Origin of the sequence: Ensifer canadensis (assembly GCF_017488845.2) — a bacterium.
GTDB lineage: Bacteria > Pseudomonadota > Alphaproteobacteria > Rhizobiales > Rhizobiaceae > Ensifer > Ensifer canadensis.
In genome coordinates this window covers 1,518,079-1,537,568 of record NZ_CP083370.1, presented here as the reverse complement: position 1 = coordinate 1,537,568, position 19,490 = coordinate 1,518,079, and the positions used below count along the sequence as shown (strand labels likewise).

The following is a 19,490-nucleotide window of genomic DNA, read 5'->3' as shown; positions in this document are numbered from 1 at the left end:
AAGGCGCCATATTGATCCGTTAAGCTGCGGACACTACATTTGATTCTGGAAGGCGCCGGGCCTTTACCCCGGTGACGACAAGGAGAAAAGGCCGATGGGCTTTGCCGTGATGAGCTTGACCGATGCAGCCGCCGGGCGCGTCAAGTCGATCGTTGAAAATGCAGGTGGCGATGCCCTGGGCATCCGCGTCGGCATCAAGAAGGGCGGCTGTGCCGGCATGGAGTATGCCGTGGATCTCGTCACCGAGCCCAATCCAAAGGACGATCTGATCGAGCACGCTGGTGCCAAGGTCTGGGTTGCGCCGGAGGCGGTGCTTTACCTGCTCGGCACCCAGATGGATTTCGAGGTGACGACGCTTCGCTCCGGCTTCACCTTCCACAACCCCAACCAGACGTCAGCTTGCGGATGCGGCGAATCGGTCGAGCTGAAGCCGGCCGATCTGGCAGCGCTTGCGGAGCGCGGCGACGCCGTGGTGCGCGCGAACTGATACGCTCCTTGTGTTTCGAGAGATGGCAGGCCCGGGTTTTCGCCGGGCCTTTTTTCTGCTGATATGCGGTCGCGTAACTGGGGGAGATGGGCGTGACGGCGTTCGACGAGGAACTTGTCTTCAATGCGCTCTATGAGACCTTTCCGGATCCGGTGATCATCCTCGACGCTGAGCGCATCATTCGCTCCGCCAACCCAGCTGCACTCACGCAATTCGGCTATGCGGCCGACGCGTTCATCGGCCAACCGGCGCGCCTTATCTATGCTGACGACGACGAATACTTGAGGCGGCTGCGCAATCGCGCGGCAAGGGTCGACGAGACGATCGCGCGCACCTCGACCTACAGCTATATCCGGCGCGACGGCTCGACATTCTCGGGCCATCTGCGCACCACGCCGCTGATCGATGCCGCCGGACGGGAACTGGCCCTGATCGGCATCATCCGCGACGTCTCAGATCTCGCCAAGGCCGTGCTTGAGAGACAGCGGGCGTCCGACATGCTCGACGCAGCATTCGACGTTATGCCGGAAGGTTTCGCAATCTTCGATGCCGAGGAAAGGTTGCTGGTCTACAATCGCGCCTATGTGACGATCTGCGGCCCAGCCGGCCCCTTGCTTCACCCTGGCATGACCGCCGAAGAGATCCTTCTGCTTGCGCAGAAGGAGGGGCACTATCCCGAAGCCTTGCCCGGTAACCCGGATTGGCCCGCCTGGGTGGCGCATCGGCTGCAGGACTTTCGTCAACCGGACAACAGGGCGAAGATCTACCGCTACGCCGGCGACCGCTGGCTGAGGGTTGAAAATATCAAGACCAAGGACGGAAACACCGTCGTCCTGCGCGTCGATGTGACCGAACTGAAGCGCGCGGAACTGACGCTCGAGCGCCAGCGACAGGAGCTCGAGCACAAGAACGAGGCCCTCGATCAGTTCACGGCAACGGTCTCCCATGACCTGAAGGCACCCTTGCGGCACATTTCGATGTTCTCCGAGATGATCGAGGATGAATTGGCCGCCGGCAATCAGGATGAGGTTTCGGCCAGCGCCCGCCATCTGCGCGACAGCGCAAGGCGGATGAACCGGGTGATCGACAGCCTGCTCGATTATTCGCAGATTGCCTATCAGATCAGCACATGGTCCGATGTCGACCTCGGCGACATCGTCGCCGATACTCTGGGCGTTCTCGGCGGTCACGCGCGCGAGGCGAATGTGGCCTTCGAGATCGGTCCGCTGCCGAAGGTCCAGGGCGATCCGGAACTGTTGCGCCGGCTGGTGCAAAACCTTGTTGGCAATGCCATCAAGTATCGACATCCGGATCGCGGGCCTATCGTGCGCGTCAACGGCCGCGCCGTCGGCCAGCAGGTGGAGCTTGCGGTCGAGGACAATGGCATCGGCATCGACCCGCGATTCGCCACGCGCATCTTCGAAGTGTTCCAGCGCTTGCACCACGACGAAAGCACCTATGGCGGCACGGGCATCGGCCTTGCGCTTGCCAAGCGGATCGCCGAAAGCCACAACGGATCGATCCATCTTGACACGAGCTTCACCGAAGGCGCACGATTTGTGGTGACGCTTCCCAAGCGCATGCGGAAGACCAAGTAAGGCGACAAGATTGGCCAAGTCACCGAAGCGATTGCTTGTGGTGGAGGACAACGTGCACGACGCGCGTTTCGTCACGCGTGCCCTTTCACAGACCGACGACACGCTCGACATCGTCCATGTCACCCACGCCGACGAGGCCGTGGCGCGCCTCGGGCACGAGCACTTCGACTATGTGCTTCTGGATATCAAGATGCCCGGTGTCGACGGGATGGAACTCTTGGAGCGCATTCGCAGCAATGAGGGCACATCGGTGGTGCCGGTCATCGTGCTGACGTCGTCCACCAATCCGAGCGACGTTTTCCGGTCCTACAAGGCCGGTGCAAACGCCTATGCGGCCAAGCCGTCGTCGCTTTCGGGCTACAGGCAATTCGCCGAGGCCTTCGTCCGCTTCTGGATAGAAAACACCCTGCCGCCGCGCGGCGTCGTGCTTGATCAGTAGGGTAAGATCGGGGCGCACCATCGGGCGCGCCCCGCTTGTCATCGGTTTATTCCGCTGCTTCCGCGTAGCTTTCCAGCGGCGGGCAGGTGCAGACCAGGTTTCGGTCACCGAAGACGTTGTCGACCCGGTTGACCGGCGACCAGTACTTGTCGACCCGGAAAGCGCCTGGCGGGTAGCAGGCCTGTTCGCGCGAGTAGGGACGATCCCAATCGCCGACCAGGTCTTCGACCGTGTGCGGAGCGTTCTTCAGCGGGTTGTTGACCTTGTCCATCCGGCCTTCCTCGATGGCGCGGGCTTCCTCGCGGATTGCCAGCATTGCCTCGCAGAAGCGGTCGATCTCAGCCTTGGTCTCCGATTCCGTCGGCTCGATCATCAGCGTGCCGGCAACCGGCCAGCTCATGGTCGGAGCGTGGAAACCGCAGTCGATCAGGCGCTTGGCCACGTCGTCGACGGTCACGCCGGCGCTTTCGACCAGCGGGCGGGTGTCGATGATGCACTCATGCGCGACACGACCCTTGGACGACTTGTAGAGCACTTCGTAGGCGCCCTTCAGCCGAGCAGCGATGTAGTTGGCGCTGAGGATCGCCACCTTCGTCGCCTGGGTCAGGCCTTCTCCGCCCATCATCAGGCAGTAGCTCCAGGAGATCGGCAGGATCGAGGCCGAGCCGAAAGGAGCAGCCGAAACCGCACCGTCATTGCCATCCGTTTCCGGGTGACCCGGCAGGTAGGGTGCCAGATGCGCCTTGACGCCGATCGGGCCCATGCCAGGACCGCCGCCGCCATGCGGGATGCAGAAGGTCTTGTGCAGGTTCAGGTGGCTGACGTCGGAGCCGATGTCGCCGGGGCGGGCAAGGCCGACCATGGCGTTCATGTTTGCACCGTCCATGTAGACCTGGCCGCCGTGCTTGTGCACGATCTCGCAGACCTCACGGACGTTCTCTTCGAACACGCCGTGCGTCGAGGGATAGGTGATCATGCAGCACGAGAGGTTTTCCGCGTACTGCTCGGCTTTTGCACGGAAATCATCCATATCGATGTCGCCGTTGTCGCTCACCTTGATGACGACGACCTTCATGCCGGCCATCTGGGCGGACGCCGGGTTCGTGCCGTGCGCCGAAGTCGGGATCAGGCAGACGTCGCGATGGTCGTTGCCCTGTGCCAGGTGGTATGCGCGGATCGTCAACAGACCGGCATATTCGCCCTGTGCGCCGGAGTTCGGCTGCATGGAAATCGCGTCATAGCCAGTGACGGCGCAGAGCTTATCCGACAGGTCTTCGATCATGTGCTGGTAGCCGGCCGCCTGATCCTTCGGAACGAAAGGATGGATTTCGGCGAATTCGGGCCAGGTGATCGGCAGCATTTCCGCCGTAGCGTTGAGCTTCATCGTGCAGGAACCGAGCGGAATCATCGCCCGGTCGAGCGCCAGGTCGCGGTCCGAAAGACGGCGGATGTAACGCGTCATTTCGCTTTCGGCGCGGTTCATGTGGAAGATCGGATGCGTCAGGTATTCGCTGGTGCGCAGCAGCGGCTGCGGCAGGCGATAGCCCGGCTCGAACTCTTCTACCTTGAAGTCACCACCAAAGGCGCGCCAGACGGCTTCGAGCGTGACGGGGCGCGAGCGCTCGTCGAGGCTGATGCCGATCTTGGTTTCGCCGATCTTACGCAAGTTCACTTCCTCGGCGACGGCAGTCTTGAGGATGATGCCCTGCAGCTTGCCGACATCGACGGTGATCGTGTCGAAAAACACGTCCGGTTCGACAGTGTAGCCAAGCTTTTCGAGGCCCATGGCGAGGCGAACGGTCTTCTGGTGAACGCTCTGAGCGATCGCCTTGATGCCCTTCGGTCCATGGAAAACAGCGTACATCGAGGCCATGACGGCCAGCAGCACCTGCGCGGTGCAGATGTTCGACGTCGCCTTTTCGCGGCGGATATGCTGTTCGCGGGTCTGCAGCGAAAGGCGATAGGCGCGGTTGCCGCGTGCATCGACCGAGACGCCGACGAGACGGCCGGGCATCGAGCGCTTGTGCGCGTCCTTGACGGCCATGTAGGCAGCGTGCGGACCACCGTAGCCGACCGGAACGCCAAAGCGCTGGGTGCAGCCGATGGCGATATCGGCACCCATTTCGCCGGGCGACTTCAAGAGGGCAAGCGCCAGCGGGTCGGCCGCGACCGTCGCGATCGCGCCGGCCTGGTGCAGGCGGGCGATCAGGCCGGTAAAGTCATGCACGTGGCCGTAGGTGCCCGGATACTGGAAGATGGCGCCGAAGACGTCGACCGGATCGAGATCGGTGAACGGATTGCCGATGACGATCTGCCAGCCGAGCGGCTCGGCACGGGTCTTCAACAGAGCAATCGTCTGCGGGTGGCAGCTCTCGTCGACGAAGAAGGCCTTCGCCTTGGACTTCGACACACGTTCGGCCATCGCCATGGCTTCGGCGGCAGCCGTCGCTTCGTCAAGCAGCGAAGCGTTGGCAACGTCGAGGCCGGTCAGGTCGCAGACCATCGTCTGGTAGTTGAGCAGCGCCTCGAGACGACCCTGGCTGATTTCCGGCTGATAGGGCGTATAGGCCGTGTACCAGGCCGGATTTTCCAGGATGTTGCGCTGGATGACCGGCGGCGTGATCGTGCCGTAATAGCCCTGGCCGATTAGCGACACGAGCTTCTGGTTGCGGTTGGCCGTTTCGCGCATCTTGTCGAGCGCTTCACGCTCGGTCATCGGCGCGCCCCAGGCCAAAGGCGTCTTCTGACGGATCGACGGCGGCACGGTGTCATCGATGAGCGCGTCGAGCGACGGATAACCGACGACCTTCAGCATCTCATCCATTTCCGCCGGCGACGGGCCGATATGACGCCGGTTGGCAAAGTCATACGGCTTGTAGTCGGTAAAGGTGAAGTCCTTGGGCATGCTCATCAGGCGACGAGCTCCTTGTAGGCCGCTTCGTCGAGAAGGGCGTCGGCTGCGTTCGGATCGGCGAGTTTCAGCTTGAAGAACCAGGCAGCGCCCTGCGGATCGCTGTTGACCAGCGACGGGTCGTCGACGATCGCCTGGTTGACTTCGACGATTTCGCCATCAAGTGGACAATAGACGTCGGATGCCGCCTTGACGGATTCAACCGTTGCCGCCGTGTCGCCCTTGGCAAAGGTGGAGCCAGTTTCCGGCAGTTCCACAAAAACGAGGTCGCCGAGCTGGCCGGCCGCGTGTTCGGTGATGCCGACCGTTGCTACGCCAGCTTCGACCTTCAGCCACTCGTGTTCGTCGGTGAACTTCAACATTTGCGCTCTCTCCTGATCAGCGTTTGTAGGTTTGTTTGACAAAGGGCAGGGCGGCGACGACGACCGGCAGATATTTGCCGCGCACCTCCGCATAAACCGTCGTGCCGTTGTCGGTATGGGTGGCGTCGACATAGCCCATGGCAATCGGGCCATCGACGGTGGGGCCGAAGCCGCCCGAAGTCACCTTGCCGACGAGCGTCTTGCCCTCGGTGTCGGCAAAAAGATTGGCACCACCGCGCACGGGCGCGCGGCCCTCTGGCTTCAGGCCGACGCGACGGCGCTTGGCGCCGTCTGCGAACTGGCCAAGAATCCGGTCCGCACCGGGAAAGCCGCCCTCGCGGGCACCGCCGGCGCGCCGCGCCTTCTGCATCGCCCACTCGATCGCGCCCTCGACCGGTGTGGTCGAAGTATCGATATCGTTGCCATAGAGACAAAGTCCGGCTTCGAGACGCAGCGAATCGCGCGCGCCAAGGCCAATCGGCTTGACATCAGGGTGTTCGAGCAACCGCTGCGTGACGTCGGCGGCCGATACCGAGGGAATGGAAATCTCGAAACCGTCTTCGCCGGTATAGCCGGACCGGGAGATGATGCAGGCTACATCGTGCAGGTCGGCTTCGGCGACATCCATGAAGCGCATGGCCGAAACATCGGCCCACAATTCGCCAAGAACTGCTTCTGCGTGGGGGCCCTGCAGCGCGATCAACGCACGGTCGTCGAGCATCGTGACTTCACAGGTGTCGGCGAGGCCCTTCTTCAGGTGCTCGAAATCGGCATCCTTGCAAGCGGCGTTGACCACCAGGAAGAGGTGGTCGCCGCGGTTGGCGATCATCAGGTCGTCGAGAATGCCGCCTTCGGCATTGGTGAAGATCGCATAGCGCTGCCGGCCTTCACCAAGGCCGAGCACATCGACGGGCACCAGCTTTTCCAGCGCCAGCGCTGCGTCCTCAATCTTGCCGGACTTTGGCCGAACGATGACCTGGCCCATGTGAGAAACGTCGAACAGACCTGCCGCGGTGCGCGTATGCAGGTGCTCCTTCATCACGCCGTCAGGGTACTGGACCGGCATGTCGTAGCCGGCAAAGGGCACCATGCGGGCACCCAGCGACAGATGCAACGCATGCAGCGGCGTATGTTTCAAATGGGAAATCTCTTTCAACTCCGGCCTCCAGGTCTGGCGCGCACGCGCGCCGGCTCACACTTCCGGCGTCAAACGCCGTCAAATTCGAGCCCCCTCTGTCCCTTTGCCTGAGATTGTTATCCCTTCGGCGAGCGCAAAAAAACGCTTCTCTCCAGAGTCCTACCGGCACCTTGCTGGTCCTTTGGCCTGAGAGTTTCCGGGGCGGTTGCTCCTTCGGCACCGGAACGAACCGGTTTCTCCCAACAAGATCGCCTCCAAATAACGGCGAACCTGTGAACTTGGCAAGGGGGCGGTGTCGCGGTCAAACACATTTTTGTCGCAGCACTTCCCATCGCCGGACTGGGGGTGCGTCAATTCTGTCTTTGCATTCTCCTCCGCTTGAGGATAACTCAGGATCGATACCGGGGACGACAATGACTAGGTGTAAGGGACATTTGCGGATCGCTGTGCGCATCGTCGCCGCTTTCGCGCTTGTTTTCCTGTCCTTCGCCCACAAGCCGGCGATGGCAAAAAGCCTGACGCCTGCAGAGATCGCAGCCTATCAGCTACCCGATGGCACCATCGCCGATATCTGCTTCGGCATGGATGGCATCGACAACGGCAAATCGCCATCGATGGCGCCGGTCTGCGAGGCCTGCCGGCTTGCGGTGGCTGCCCTGCTGCCGACGCCGCCGCAACATAGCGAACGCGCCGAGACCGGCAACTGGCTTGCCGATTTGCACCGCGCGCAAGACGAAATTACCGTCCGGCATCTGCGCCTTCTGCCGCCGCCGCGCGGACCTCCCCACCAGTCGTAACGCTTCCCCACGCATTCAATTTCAATGCGCCGCGATGGCGGCATCGACCACGACAGAACCGGGCTCTGACCGGCACGTGGTCAGGAGTGTACGACATGAACAAGACCGCACTGACTATATTTTCCCTCGGCCTGGCGCTTTCAACCGCTGGCGTCGCCCACGCCCATGCGACGTTCGAAACCGACAGCGCGCAATCCGAAAAGAGCTTCAAGGCGGTGCTGCAGGTTCCGCACGGTTGCGATGGCAAGGCAACGACCGAGGTGCAGATGAAGCTGCCGGAAGGCTTCGTCTTCGCCAAGCCGCAGCCGAAACCGGGTTGGGAGCTGGAGATCATCAAGGGCGACTACCAGAAGACCTATGACAATCACGGCGAGAAGGTCTCTTCCGGCCCAATCGAGATCCGCTGGAAGGGCGGCAATCTGCCCGAAGAGTTCTACGATACCTTCGTCGTCAAAGGTAAGATCTCGGGCTTCGACAAGGAAACCGTGCTTGCCTTCCCGACGGTTCAGCTGTGCGGCACGGACGGCAAGGTGGTGTGGGACGAGGTAGCAGCCGAGGGGCAGAGCGCCCATGACCTGAAGAGCCCGGCGCCCACGGTGACGGTGACGCTTGCCGCCGGTGGCGACGAGCATGCCGGACACGGCGGGCAGATGGCCACGGACGGCCCGGTCAAGCTGGGCGACCTTGAAATCTTTGGCGGCGCGGCCAAGGCGATGCTGCCGGGCGCCAAGGTTGGCGGCGGCTTCCTGACGATCAAGAACGGCGGCAGCGCCGACGATCGCCTGGTCGCAGTCGAGAGCCCGGTCGCGGGTCGCGTCGAGATCCACGAAATGGCGATGCAAAACGACGTGATGAAGATGCGCAAGCTCGATGACGGCGTTGCCATCCCGGCCGGCGAGACCGTCGAGCTCAAGTCCGGCGGCCTGCATCTGATGTTCATGCAGGTGTCGAAGCCGTTTGCCGAGGGTGAAACCGTGCCGGTTACGCTGGTCTTCGAGAAGGCTGGCAAGGTCGATGCCACGCTTGCCGTGGGAACGGCGGCCGGCGGCGCTGCGGCAACCGGCGGGCACAAGCACCACTGAAGGACCTGATGAGACGAAGGGCTTTGCCTCAGGCGGCGCCGTTCTCATCCTCTTGGCCGGCGGGATCTTCCTGCCGGCTTTCGTTTTCGCGCCATTCTGGCATGTCCCCGTCGTCGCGCATGTATTCGAGATATCGGCGTAGCGTTTCCGCCTCGCTCTGCTGCGGCAGGCGGCCATCGGCGCTCATCAGCATCAACGACAGGGGCAGGGCGCCCTTCATCTTGGGAATAGATGCCTGGGTGATCGTCGGCTCGCTGGAACGGCGGGTCGAAAGCAAGGTGATCGCCTCATCGGCCGGGCCATCGCCGGACACGCGCGCCTTCGGCTTGACGGCTTCCGCCGCATAAGCCGCTGTGGTCGCGGATACCGTGACGACCTGTACCACCTTGTTCCCCTGCCTTCCTTGCTATTAATCCTTTCCTTTTTGCGCTGTTTCGCTTGAAGCTGGGTGAAAATTGGCGGTCGCCTTTTAGTCGAATCCTAACGATTGCTTCTAAGGGCGGTGCGGATCGGTTTTCGAAGAGTCTATGTCGGGATGCGCCCATGCGATCCATCCCTCGGGCATGAAGGCCGGACACTTCGGGCATCCCCGACGGGGGAACGCACAGGTTGAAGACCACCCTGATTGCTCTCTTTGCCTCGACGCTTGGGTCAGTCGCCCGGGCGACGGCAGGCGTTGCCACCACAGGCCAGCAAAGACGAACGCCAGGCTGAGGTTGTACTGCAGCCTTCGCATATACTTGCGACATGCCTTAAATACGCGCACACTCACCCCGGATACAAAAGGCGTGCCCAGATTTCACAAGGGAGCAATTTGATGCCAGATCGCACCGCGCTCGAGCAAACCGTGCACTCGCTCTATGCAGCGCGCGATGCCAACGACCTTGAGGCCATGCTGGCCTGTCTGCATCCAACCTTCAGCTTCCGTATCGTCGGTAGCGGCCGTCTTGGGGCCATGACCCAGAAGGTCAGCAATCCGGAAGCAGTGCGCTCCGCTTTTCGCGGCCTGGTCGACGCCTGGGATTTGAGCCAGATGAAGACGGTTCAGCTCGACGTCGACGGTAACACGGTTTACGCCCATCGGGTTGGGCCCATCCGCTTCGTTCCTTCCGACACATGGTTCGATACGGAAATCCTGGACAGGTTCAGCTTCAGCGACGACCGGATGGCTGACCTGACGGAATTCGTCGACACCTTGCTTGTTGCCGAAACCGTCGGTCTTGTCGCGATGCCGGCGATCGCGGTGGATTATTCGTCGTCCACACGAGACAGTATCAGCCTCTGAATATCCGGATCCTGGCTGCGGATTGCCGTCATCAACGCACTCAACCGGCCGCGTAGGCCGTGAATCTGATCGAGCAGTTGCATGGCGACGTCGACGCCGTCGTCGTTGACGCCCATGGGGCCAGTCAGGTCCTGGATCAGGCGGGCGCGGGCAAGATCATCGTCTTCGAATATCCAACCTCTGTCGGCATGGCGCGGCACAAGCCAGCGCTGCTCGACCCAGACCCGTAGCACCGTGACCTCGATTTCGAGGTGTTCGCAAAACTCGCTGTCGTTCATGCGTTGCCTCCCAGGTTCTTGCGTGGATCCTCCGCCTTTCCGGCTGCCCAGCCCTCGACGAAGGCGGCGAGCGCCGGATCGGCCTGCGGCGCAAGCGTGATCTTCAGCGTCACATAGGCATCGCCGTGGCCACCGCCCGGCTTGCGCATGCCCTTACCCTTCAACCGCAAGACCTTGCCGGTGTTGGAGTTCGGCGGGATCGTGACGTTGACGGCGCCATCCATGGTCGGAACGCGGATCTTGCCGCCAAGCACGGCTTCGCTCAGCGAAATCGGGATCTCATAGCGCACATCCTCACCATCCACCTGGAACAGCGGATGCGGCCGCACACGGATGTCGATCAGCGCGTCACCGGCAGCCGCGCCGTTGGAGCCGGGCTCTCCCTTGCCGCGCAGGCGCAACGTCTGGCCGTCGCGTGTGCCCGGCGGAATCGTCAGATCAAGGGCCGGCCCGCCCCCCGGCAGGCTGATCTGCTTCTTGGCACCATTGACCGCCTCGAGCAGACTGATCTCCATCGAGAAATGTGCATCGCGCCCGCGCATCGATTGTTGGCCCCGACCACGACGAGAAAAGAAGTTGGAGAAAATATCGTCCGAATCGCCGAAATCCGAAAAGCCGTGAGCGCTTTCGTAGCGACCGGCGGTGTCGTTGGCGCCGGCATAATCGCGGTAGAAGTTCCGAGGCGCCGTTTCCGCGCCGGTTTCGTCGATCTCGCCGCGATCGTATTTGCCGCGCTTCTCCTCGTCGCTTAAGAGCGCATAAGCGGCCGAAACTGACTTGAAGCGATCCTCGGCTCCCTTGTCCCCGGGGTTGAGATCGGGATGTAGTTTCTTGGCAAGCTTGCGGTAGGCGCTCTGAATATCTTTCTGCTTGGCGTCCCGGCTGACGCCCAGGGTTTCGTATGGACTGCTCGGCATGGGTCTCCCTCAAACTGAAGCGATCGGCAGTGGATCGGGCTGTGCGGTACAGCTCACATATCCCAATCCAATCGGGTGATCGGTCGCTTGACTACAAGCATAGGGCACCCGTGCGGAAACGACAGGGAGAAAACGAACCGCGGCCGGTTTGTGCTCTCATTTCGCGAGTAGGCCGTTTCTGCTACAATCGGGATTTCGGAACCATTCGAAAAAGGCAGCGTTCCCATTGGGTGGTTTTTCAACGGAGGCCGACATGTCCGTGCGCCTGCAACTTGCCATCATGGTTGGACTGATGATCAACGCCGTGCTCTTCGGCATCGGTGCGGTGATCGTGCTTTCCATCCCGGTGCTCGCCGACAACGCCAAGTATTCTCTGCCAGTCGTGGTCGTCACATGTTTCATCCTCACGCCTTTCATCGCCTGGCTGATGGCTCCACGCCTCAGGCTGCGTTACTGGCGGGAGCGCGAGCAGCCGGGCAAACACCTGTCGACGTGAACCTTCGCCTCGGCTTTTCCCAGGGGCAGGCGGCTGAGTTCTACTGCATGTTTCCTTAAATCCTATTCGTTTTAAGGATAAAAACCTGCAGCAATTCAAAGTGCTACAGCGACCTTTGCGCGTCTAAGACGCGCGGCGCTGTAGAAGCTGAAAGAAGCGTGCTGCTGTTTGCCCCGCTCACCCTTGTGAGTGCAAAAGCGCCAACGATTTGCCGCGCCCAATATGCGCGCAGACGTTGAACACATCACAGGCAAGCACAAATTAGCTTTAAACAATCAATGCCCTTGATAGATGCCCGGTTGAGTATCATAGAATTGGCGGGTCAAATCGTCATGCGTCGCTTCGGCGTAGCGCACGGCCGAAGATCAAACGACGCTGAAGGAGCAAATGCCTATGAAAACTGCGATGTTGCTACTCGTTCTCTCCACCTTGGCGGCCTGTGCGCAAACCACGGGCGGCGGTGGTGTGAATTATGTCAGCGGCGACGGCGACTATTACCAGGGCATCGTTACACCGAAATAATCCGGTGAAGGCAGCCTGAAATCCCATGGAAGTGGGCTTTTCACCAAAAAGGCTTCGGTTGCACGGTTGCGCTCTCCCACGCACCGATCAACCGAAGCAACACTCGCACCAAGAACGGCAGAACTCTTGTCGACGCGCCACAACTCTGCGGCGCTCTCCGTAACTGATCCATCCCGCATTGATCATACGCAGCGAAGCTGCATGCCACCTGTCTTTGGCTGTCGGCTAATTCTCAAACCGCTTCTTCAGGAAGTAACGCGCTATTGCGCCCGGCGCGCCCTCCAGCTGGCCGAAAACCACAAAACCCAGCTTTTCGTAAAAAGGCCGCGCCTGGAATTCGAACGTATCGAGCCATAGGCCGATGTAGCCGCGATCCCGCGCGATCTTCTCCGCCTCGGCGATCAGTCGCTGTCCCAGACCTTGGCCGCGAAGGTTTTCCGGTATGGCGAGATAGCGGATGAAAGCCCAGCCATAGCCATCGGTCGCATAGAGCCCGCCGATTGCCGCCTTCGTTTCGGGATCCCGAATGAAGACGGCAAAACCGGGCTGATCGACCATGCCGCTATGCGCATCGTTATAGGCGTCAAGCGTCGTGACGATCGCACGCAGATCATCCTTGCTCGGATCTTCGAGGGTGATGTCGATGATGGGGGCTGTCATTTGGAACGAGCCAGATAAGCGGGGCGAATGGGTAAAGACTGCGGATGCACAATTGCGACGGTCGGCGGTGCCTCTCTAGCCGCAACAGATACATAATCTGTGCTGGCTGCCAAGTGTTTCATCCCGACGGCTCTGGCGCCTTACACGGTTGCGATACGCCTTCTCGTAGGACGATCGGCGATTTGGTGCTGAGCCACTCATCGTAACTGAGATGGCGCGTCTCGTAGCCGGGTTTGGCGACACACCACCGCCAAGAGAACACGTCGTAGCCATGCACGACCAGCGCCTCAACACGCCATTCACCTTCTTATGAAAGCGTGCGATTCCTGATGCGTCCGTCTCCGTCACCTCGGCAAGTCCGCGGCGATTATGAGGATGAACAATTGTCCAAAGATGCACCTTCGCGCCCGCAATCGGGACCTCGCTGGTGTCGTGGACGGAGACACGAGCTGCCGGCTTCAGTTGCTTGCAAATCGGGTAGGCGCAGCTAGCCGGCAAGACAAGCGGCAGCAGTAGCAATAGACGGAATGCACTCATTACACCTGCCTCTCCTGTCAGAGAGAAACCAAATCCGTAACGTTTCAAATGCGGGAAGCAAGGTCAGGCAGAAATCCGGAGCCTGCCCCAACACAAAAGGCGCTCTAAGGAGCGCCTTTTGTTTCTTCAATGTCTCACTGCACGCATCTTACACCACGTGGCTTCAGTGTCGTAGCTGATCAGCTGCAGCCGCTGGTGGCGCCGCAGGTGTCGCACTTCTCGCAGGTGCCGTTGCGCACCATTGTGAAGTTCTGGCACTCGGAGCACATGTTGCCGGTGTAACCCTGCATGATCGAGCGGGCGCGGCGTTCGGCTTCGAGCTTCTTGGCGTCCGACTTGGCCGATGCCGCTTCTGCGGCCGCCTTGTCGGAGAACAGAGCCGTCACTTCCGTTACCGTCTCGAATGTTTCCTCGGGGATCTCTTCGGCAAGTTCGGCGGCGCGCTCTTCGTAGTCGCGCTTGAAGGCAACGATTTCAGAAGTTGCGATCGACGTTGTCTGTTCGATCTTGCGGACGGTGTTGCCGGCAATCGAGGTTACCGTTGCACTGGAGGAGGCGCGGGCAGGGGCTGCTGTCGCCGAACCCTTCGGCTCACTGGTGCGATCAGCCGTGCCGCCGACGATGGTCGGCTTGTAGCCGCGGGTCCAGCCGGTGGAGATCAGGTTCGTCTTGCCTTCCTGGATACCCTTGCCGAGCGCCGTGTTGCTGAAGTCGGACGTGTCGACATGGGCCAGATCGTGACGGCCGAGGTAGGACACGGCCAGTTCGCGGAAGACGTAGTCTAGGATCGACGTCGCGTTCTTGATCGCGTCGTTGCCCTGCACCATGCCGGCCGGCTCGAACTTGGTGAAGGTGAAGGCCTCCACATATTCTTCGAGCGGCACGCCATATTGTAGGCCGAGCGAGATGGCGATGGCGAAGTTGTTCATCATCGCCCGGAAGGCAGCGCCTTCCTTGTGCATGTCGATGAAGATCTCGCCGATGCGGCCATCGCCGAATTCGCCGGTGCGCAGGTAGACCTTGTGACCGCCGACGACAGCCTTCTGGGTGTAACCCTGGCGGCGGTTCGGCAGCTTTTCGCGGGCGCGGATCACCTTCTCGATGACGCGCTCGACGATCTTCTCCGTGATGGTCACGGCCTGGGCAGCGGCCGGCGCCTGGATCAGATCCTCCAGCGCATCCTCGTCATTCTCGTCTTCGATCAGCGAGGCATTGAGCGGCTGCGACAGCTTGGAACCATCGCGATAGAGCGCATTGGCCTTCAGCGCCAGCTTCCACGACAGCATGTAGGCGTTCTTGCAATCCTCGACGGTCGCCTCGTTCGGCATGTTGATCGTCTTGGAGATGGCGCCCGAGATGAACGGCTGGGCGGCAGCCATCATGCGGATGTGGCTTTCGACCGAGAGGTAACGCTTGCCGATCTTGCCGCAGGGGTTGGCGCAATCGAAGACAGGCAGGTGTTCGTTCTTGAGGAACGGCGCACCTTCGAGCGTCATCGCACCGCAGACGTGGATGTTGGCCGCTTCTATGTCCTTCTTCGAGAAGCCCATGTGCTCCAGGAGGTTGAAGTCCATCTGGGCGAGCTGCTCGTCGGTAACCTTCAGCGCACCCTTGAGGAAGTCCGCACCGAGCGTCCACTGGTTGAAGACGAACTTGATATCGAAGGCCGACTTCAGGGCAGCGTTGACGGCCTCGACCTTCTCATCGGTGAAGCCCTTGGCCTTCAGCGTCGAGGGGTTGATGGCAGGCGCCTGGTTGAGGTTGCCATGGCCGACGGCATAGGCCTCCATCTCGGCAAGCTGGCTCTCGGAGTAACCGAGCGAACGCAGAGCCTCGGGAACGGCGCGGTTGATGATCTTGAAGTAGCCGCCACCGGCGAGCTTCTTGAACTTCACCAGCGCGAAATCGGGCTCGATTCCAGTCGTGTCGCAGTCCATGACAAGACCGATCGTGCCGGTCGGCGCGATGACGGTTGCCTGGGCATTGCGGTAGCCGTGCTTCTCGCCGAGTTCCAGCGCCTTGTCCCAGGCGCTCATGGCGTGAATGACGAGGTCCTGGTCGGGGTTTTCGCCATGGATCAGCGCAACCGGGTTGACCGAGAGGCCTTCATAGCCCGTCGTCTCGCCGTAAGCGGCGCGGCGGTGGTTGCGGATGACGCGCAGCATGTTGTCGCGGTTCGGCGCGAAGCCCGGGAACGGACCGAGCTTGGCCGCCATTTCCGCCGACGTGGCGTAGGAAACGCCGGTCATGATCGCCGTCAACGCACCGGCAATGGCGCGGCCCTCGGTCGAGTCATAGGGAATGCCCGACGACATCAGAAGGCCGCCGATATTGGCATAGCCAAGGCCGAGCGTGCGGTATTCGTAGGACAGTTCGGCAATCTCGCGGGACGGGAACTGCGCCATCATCACCGAAACTTCGAGAACGACGGTCCACAGACGCACGGCGTGCTCGTAATCGGCGATGTTGATGCGCTTCGTCGCCGCGTCCTTGAACATCATCAGGTTCAGCGAGGCGAGGTTGCAGGCGGTGTCGTCGAGGAACATGTATTCCGAGCACGGGTTCGACGCGCGGATCGGACCGGCGGCGGGGCTGGTGTGCCAGTCGTTCATCGTCGTGTTGAAGTGCAGGCCCGGATCGGCCGACGCCCATGCGGCGTAGGAAATCGACTCCCAGAGGTCGCGTGCCTTCAGCGTCTTCATCACCCGGCCGTCCTTGCGGGCGGTCAGGTGCCAGTCGCCATCAGCTTCGACGGCGCGCAGGAAGTCGTCCTTGATCGAGACGGAGTTGTTCGAGTTCTGGCCCGAAACCGTGAGATAGGCTTCCGAATCCCAGTCGGTGTCGTAGGTCTTGAACTCAAGGTCCTTGTAACCCTGCTTGGCGAACTGGATGACGCGCTGGACGTAGTTTTCAGGCACCAGCGACTGCTTGGCAGCGCGGATCTCGCGCTTGAGCGCCGGGTTCTGCTTCGGGTCGTAGCAGGCGTCGTCCGTGCCGTCGCAGTTGACGCAGGCCTTCATGATCGCCTTCAGATGCTTGGCGACGACCTTCGAGCCGGTGACGAGCGCTGCAACCTTCTGCTCTTCCTTGACCTTCCAGTTGATGTATTCCTCGATATCCGGGTGATCGATATCGACAACGACCATCTTGGCGGCGCGACGGGTGGTGCCGCCCGACTTGATGGCGCCGGCTGCGCGGTCGCCGATCTTCAGGAAGGACATCAGGCCCGAGGACTTGCCGCCGCCCGAGAGCTTTTCGCCTTCGCTGCGCAGATGCGAGAAGTTGGAGCCGGTGCCGGAGCCATACTTGAACAGGCGCGCTTCACGCACCCACAGGTCCATGATGCCGCCCTCGTTGACGAGGTCGTCGGCAACCGACTGGATGAAGCAGGCGTGCGGCTGCGGGTGTTCGTAAGCCGACTTGGACTTGGTCAGCTTGCCGGTAAAGGGATCGACATAGAAGTGGCCCTGGCCGGGGCCGTCGATGCCATAGGCCCAATGCAGGCCGGTGTTGAACCATTGCGGGGAGTTCGGCGCAACGCGCTGGGTGGCGAGCATATAAGCAAGTTCGTCACGGAAGGCGGAGGCGTCTTCTTCGCTGGCGAAATAGCCGCCCTTCCAGCCCCAGTAGGCCCAGGTACCGGCCAGGCGATCGAAAACCTGACGGGCATCGGTTTCGGAACCGTACTGTTCGTCCTTCGGCAGCGCCTTCAGCGCATCCGTGTCGGGAACCGAGCGCCAGAGGAAGGAGGGGACATCATTCTCCTCGACGCGCTTCAGCTTCGCCGGCACGCCGGCCTTGCGGAAATACTTCTGGGCAAGGATATCGGCGGCAACCTGGCTGAACTGGGCCGGCACGTCGATATCGGCCAGACGGAACACGATCGAGCCGTCGGGATTCTTGATTTCACTCGTAGCCTTGCGGAATTCGATCTCCGCATAGGCGGATTGCCCAGCCTTGGTGAAACGACGTTCGATCAGCATTATCCCGTGTCCTTCGTGTTGCGAGCGCCCGCCACAGGCGCAAGTGTCCCCGCCCGACCGCGGAGGCATTCCGCAGCCAGTCTCAGCTTCCATCCATGAAGGGAAACCCAGATCTGGGTGACCCTGTATCTTGTGAGATAGGCTGCCTGCAAACACTAAATATAGTATCAACAGCTTCTTTATGCCAGCCAAAAGTTGCTCAAGCGGGCCCGAAAAAGCGCACAGGATTCCTCACTGCGGCTCAAGCGGGGAACCCGCGTTTGCCGCATGTCAGAACCGACGATTTCGTGAAATGAACCGGGCTCAAAACAATCCGGTCCGCCGCCGTCGCAACGTGAAATCCATTAACCGTGAATCGTCCCAAGGCGTCAAGGGGTGGTTTGTGACGGAAGTTTGAGCGCTAGATGTTGTGTGGATCGGCTGTGGAAAACGGGGACAGCGGCCAATGCCTTGTAAATCAGGCACTTCGGCAGGTTGCCTGTGACACTGCCGCAGCGGCAGGCGAAAAATCAAATTTTTGAAGGGTAAAAAAGCACATAAATAGCATCCCCAGGGGCAACCGCGATTGCACAACCAACGCCGATGTGAGGGGCACTACAAATTGATTCGTTTTCAGGTTTTGGGGGTGAGCAATTAGGGTCGCGTGGAGAGGCGCGGGAAGGTCCCCCGCGCCTGAACTTGACATCAATCAACGCGCTTTTGCAGCTCACGCGCGCCATTCGGCGCGTTCACCTTGCCCTCGGTGATGAAGAAGGCAAAGACATCGCGCGGCTCCTTCTTTGCCTTGCGATCGGGCGCGTTCTTGGCGAGATCACCCGGCTCCCCGCCGGCGGCAAAGGTTTTCGCGCGATCCGCCCAGAGATCAAGCTTGTCGGCGGCATAGCAGGTCTTGATATCGTCGCTGCCCTTCTGCAGGCGCAGATAGACGAAATCGGCAGTGACATCGGCGATCATCGGATAGTCCGCATGTTCTGCCAGAACGATGGCCACCTTGTATTTTTCCAGCAGGTCGACGAACTCGGGCGCCTGGAACGTTGGATTGCGCACTTCGACGACGTGGCGCAGCGGCAGACCGTCCTGCTTTTCCGGCAAAAGTTTGAGGAAGCCTTCGAAATCTTCCGGCTCGAACTTCTTCGTCGGCGCGAACTGCCACAGGATCGGCCCGAGATGGGGTCCTAATTCTGTCAGCCCCTGCGTCAGGAATTTCTGCATGGATTCACCAGCTTCGGCCAGAACCTTGCGATTGGTGACGAAGCGGCTGGCCTTCAGCGAGAAGATGAAATCATCAGGGACTTCGGCTGCCCACCTGGCGAAAGTTTCCGGCTTCTGCGATGAATAATAGGTGCCGTTGACCTCGATCGCTCGCAACTCCTTGCCGGCAAATTCGAGCTGGCGCTTCTTCGACAGGCTGTCGGGATAAAACGTGCCCTCCCAAGGCTCGAAGGTCCAACCGCCGATACCAACGCGGATCTTTCCGGATTTCGTCATCCCATCCTCCTCATGGCGGCGAATTCAAGCCGCAACTAGTTTCGTTCGGACGCCATCTGCCCCGCGGGCTTGGCCATATCCACCAGCGTCCACCCTGGCCGATAGGGGTTCGGGCGGCGACCCGTTTCTTGAAAACCATAGGCACGATAAAGCGCGATGTTTCGCTCCATCCGCGCATTGGTATAGAGCCGCACGTCTGCCACGCCGCATTCCTCCGCCTGTGCATCAACAAACCGCAACAGCTCGCTCCCTAGCCCCTGACGCTGGAAGGAGGGCGCAACGGCAATGCTGAAGATCAAAAGATGATCCGCATGCCGTTCGAAAACGGCAATCGCAGAAACCGCATCGCCATCGTCACGGATCCAGACCTCTTCGCGGGCGATGCGAGGCACGTAATCTTCGGTAACCGGCAAAGGCAGTCCACCGAGCAGGTCGGTATAAGGCGCGTAGGCGGCAACGGTGATATCCCGCACGGCGGGCAGGTCATCTAGCGTCGCCGGCCGCATCATC

At 61.0% G+C, this 19,490-nt stretch carries 18 protein-coding genes and 1 riboswitch; of the genes, 8 read left to right on the top strand and 10 right to left on the bottom strand.

The features are described from left to right. Positions 1-94: 94 nt before the first annotated feature. From sufA to J3R84_RS07555, 3 genes are all read left to right on the top strand, one after another. Positions 95-487: a Fe-S cluster assembly scaffold SufA gene (gene sufA, locus J3R84_RS07565; protein WP_025427116.1), complete on the top strand. Its 393-nt coding sequence runs from the start codon at positions 95-97 to the stop codon at positions 485-487. 92 nt (positions 488-579) lie between these two features. Then, positions 580-2,085 (top strand): sensor histidine kinase, encoded by a 1,506-nt coding sequence (locus tag J3R84_RS07560; RefSeq protein ID WP_158071672.1) that lies wholly within the window; start codon positions 580-582, stop codon positions 2,083-2,085. A 10-nt stretch (positions 2,086-2,095) separates the two neighbouring features. After that, the gene (locus J3R84_RS07555) at positions 2,096-2,524 is read left to right on the top strand and encodes a response regulator (RefSeq protein WP_025427114.1); all 429 of its coding nucleotides are present in this window, start codon (positions 2,096-2,098) and stop codon (positions 2,522-2,524) included. 46 nt (positions 2,525-2,570) lie between these two features. Here J3R84_RS07555 and gcvP read toward each other — a convergent pair whose 3' ends face one another. The 3 genes from gcvP to gcvT are packed head-to-tail and all read right to left on the bottom strand — an operon-like array spanning position 2,571 to position 6,953. Then, the gene (gene gcvP, locus J3R84_RS07550; RefSeq protein WP_025427113.1) at positions 2,571-5,435 is read right to left on the bottom strand and encodes an aminomethyl-transferring glycine dehydrogenase; all 2,865 of its coding nucleotides are present in this window, start codon (positions 5,433-5,435) and stop codon (positions 2,571-2,573) included. Continuing rightward, positions 5,435-5,797 carry a glycine cleavage system protein GcvH gene (gene gcvH / locus J3R84_RS07545; RefSeq protein ID WP_025427112.1) on the bottom strand — a complete coding sequence of 121 codons (363 nt, stop codon included), beginning with the start codon at positions 5,795-5,797 and terminating at the stop codon, positions 5,435-5,437. The genes gcvP and gcvH overlap by 1 nt, the downstream gene beginning before the upstream one ends. 16 nt (positions 5,798-5,813) lie before the next feature. Next, positions 5,814-6,953: a glycine cleavage system aminomethyltransferase GcvT gene (gene gcvT / locus J3R84_RS07540; protein ID WP_203528607.1), complete on the bottom strand. Its 1,140-nt coding sequence runs from the start codon at positions 6,951-6,953 to the stop codon at positions 5,814-5,816. A 146-nt stretch (positions 6,954-7,099) separates the two neighbouring features. Then, positions 7,100-7,187, bottom strand: a riboswitch (glycine riboswitch). Positions 7,188-7,348: 161 nt separating this feature from the next. On the opposite strand from gcvT, the gene J3R84_RS07535 reads away from it, so the two are divergent. Beyond that, positions 7,349-7,732: a hypothetical protein gene (locus J3R84_RS07535; protein ID WP_057208627.1), complete on the top strand. Its 384-nt coding sequence runs from the start codon at positions 7,349-7,351 to the stop codon at positions 7,730-7,732. A 95-nt stretch (positions 7,733-7,827) separates the two neighbouring features. Next, a complete protein-coding gene (locus J3R84_RS07530; RefSeq protein WP_025427109.1) occupies positions 7,828-8,814 on the top strand; it encodes a copper chaperone PCu(A)C domain-containing protein in 987 nt (328 codons plus the stop codon). Positions 8,815-8,842: 28 nt separating this feature from the next. On the opposite strand, the gene J3R84_RS07525 is transcribed toward J3R84_RS07530, so the two are convergent. Beyond that, the gene (locus tag J3R84_RS07525; RefSeq protein WP_025427108.1) at positions 8,843-9,199 is read right to left on the bottom strand and encodes a hypothetical protein; all 357 of its coding nucleotides are present in this window, start codon (positions 9,197-9,199) and stop codon (positions 8,843-8,845) included. 432 nt (positions 9,200-9,631) lie between these two features. Here J3R84_RS07525 and J3R84_RS07520 point away from each other — a divergent pair, with 432 nt between their 5' ends. After that, a complete protein-coding gene (locus J3R84_RS07520) occupies positions 9,632-10,099 on the top strand; it encodes a nuclear transport factor 2 family protein (protein WP_025427107.1) in 468 nt (155 codons plus the stop codon). Here the strand turns inward: J3R84_RS07520 and J3R84_RS07515 are convergent. Both J3R84_RS07515 and J3R84_RS07510 read right to left on the bottom strand, forming a co-directional pair. Next, entirely contained in the window at positions 10,063-10,377 is a 315-nt protein-coding gene (locus tag J3R84_RS07515; RefSeq protein WP_057208621.1) for a chaperone modulator CbpM, read from the bottom strand. The two genes, J3R84_RS07520 and J3R84_RS07515, sit on opposite strands and share 37 nt — an antisense overlap. After that, the gene (locus tag J3R84_RS07510; RefSeq protein ID WP_025427106.1) at positions 10,374-11,294 is read right to left on the bottom strand and encodes a DnaJ C-terminal domain-containing protein; all 921 of its coding nucleotides are present in this window, start codon (positions 11,292-11,294) and stop codon (positions 10,374-10,376) included. Before J3R84_RS07510 ends, J3R84_RS07515 begins: the two co-directional genes overlap by 4 nt. A gap of 253 nt (positions 11,295-11,547) precedes the next feature. Between J3R84_RS07510 and J3R84_RS07505 the strand changes: the two genes are divergently transcribed. Then, positions 11,548-11,790: a hypothetical protein gene (locus J3R84_RS07505; protein WP_025427105.1), complete on the top strand. Its 243-nt coding sequence runs from the start codon at positions 11,548-11,550 to the stop codon at positions 11,788-11,790. A 393-nt stretch (positions 11,791-12,183) separates the two neighbouring features. Beyond that, positions 12,184-12,312, top strand: a complete 129-nt coding sequence (locus J3R84_RS38465; RefSeq protein ID WP_255569869.1) for a hypothetical protein — start codon at positions 12,184-12,186, stop codon at positions 12,310-12,312. Between the two features lie 225 nt (positions 12,313-12,537). Here the strand turns inward: J3R84_RS38465 and J3R84_RS07500 are convergent, their stop codons facing one another. From J3R84_RS07500 to J3R84_RS07485, 4 genes are all read right to left on the bottom strand, one after another. Beyond that, a complete protein-coding gene (locus J3R84_RS07500) occupies positions 12,538-12,972 on the bottom strand; it encodes a GNAT family N-acetyltransferase (protein WP_025427104.1) in 435 nt (144 codons plus the stop codon). A 716-nt stretch (positions 12,973-13,688) separates the two neighbouring features. Beyond that, positions 13,689-17,492 carry a vitamin B12-dependent ribonucleotide reductase gene (locus tag J3R84_RS07495; protein WP_203528608.1) on the bottom strand — a complete coding sequence of 1,268 codons (3,804 nt, stop codon included), beginning with the start codon at positions 17,490-17,492 and terminating at the stop codon, positions 13,689-13,691. 684 nt (positions 17,493-18,176) lie between these two features. Beyond that, a complete protein-coding gene (locus J3R84_RS07490; RefSeq protein WP_025427102.1) occupies positions 18,177-18,980 on the bottom strand; it encodes a DUF72 domain-containing protein in 804 nt (267 codons plus the stop codon). Between the two features lie 35 nt (positions 18,981-19,015). Continuing rightward, complete coding sequence (locus J3R84_RS07485; protein ID WP_057208748.1) at positions 19,016-19,489, bottom strand: GNAT family N-acetyltransferase; 474 nt, start codon at positions 19,487-19,489, stop codon at positions 19,016-19,018. Position 19,490 lies beyond the last annotated feature (1 nt).

What these genes read in the sequence shown, in the direction of transcription:
- sufA (WP_025427116.1), top strand. Translation starts at nt 95, where the DNA reads ATGGGCTTTGCCGTGATGAGCTTGACCGATGCAGCCGCCGGGCGCGTC.
- gcvP (WP_025427113.1), bottom strand. Translation starts at nt 5,435, where the DNA reads ATGAGCATGCCCAAGGACTTCACCTTTACCGACTACAAGCCGTATGAC.
- gcvH (WP_025427112.1), bottom strand. Translation starts at nt 5,797, where the DNA reads ATGTTGAAGTTCACCGACGAACACGAGTGGCTGAAGGTCGAAGCTGGC.
- J3R84_RS07535 (WP_057208627.1), top strand. Translation starts at nt 7,349, where the DNA reads ATGACTAGGTGTAAGGGACATTTGCGGATCGCTGTGCGCATCGTCGCC.
- J3R84_RS07530 (WP_025427109.1), top strand. Translation starts at nt 7,828, where the DNA reads ATGAACAAGACCGCACTGACTATATTTTCCCTCGGCCTGGCGCTTTCA.
- J3R84_RS07520 (WP_025427107.1), top strand. Translation starts at nt 9,632, where the DNA reads ATGCCAGATCGCACCGCGCTCGAGCAAACCGTGCACTCGCTCTATGCA.
- J3R84_RS07515 (WP_057208621.1), bottom strand. Translation starts at nt 10,377, where the DNA reads ATGAACGACAGCGAGTTTTGCGAACACCTCGAAATCGAGGTCACGGTG.
- J3R84_RS07510 (WP_025427106.1), bottom strand. Translation starts at nt 11,294, where the DNA reads ATGCCGAGCAGTCCATACGAAACCCTGGGCGTCAGCCGGGACGCCAAG.
- J3R84_RS07505 (WP_025427105.1), top strand. Translation starts at nt 11,548, where the DNA reads ATGTCCGTGCGCCTGCAACTTGCCATCATGGTTGGACTGATGATCAAC.
- J3R84_RS38465 (WP_255569869.1), top strand. Translation starts at nt 12,184, where the DNA reads ATGAAAACTGCGATGTTGCTACTCGTTCTCTCCACCTTGGCGGCCTGT.
- J3R84_RS07500 (WP_025427104.1), bottom strand. Translation starts at nt 12,972, where the DNA reads ATGACAGCCCCCATCATCGACATCACCCTCGAAGATCCGAGCAAGGAT.
- J3R84_RS07495 (WP_203528608.1), bottom strand. Translation starts at nt 17,492, where the DNA reads ATGCTGATCGAACGTCGTTTCACCAAGGCTGGGCAATCCGCCTATGCG.
- J3R84_RS07490 (WP_025427102.1), bottom strand. Translation starts at nt 18,980, where the DNA reads ATGACGAAATCCGGAAAGATCCGCGTTGGTATCGGCGGTTGGACCTTC.
- J3R84_RS07485 (WP_057208748.1), bottom strand. Translation starts at nt 19,489, where the DNA reads ATGATGCGGCCGGCGACGCTAGATGACCTGCCCGCCGTGCGGGATATC.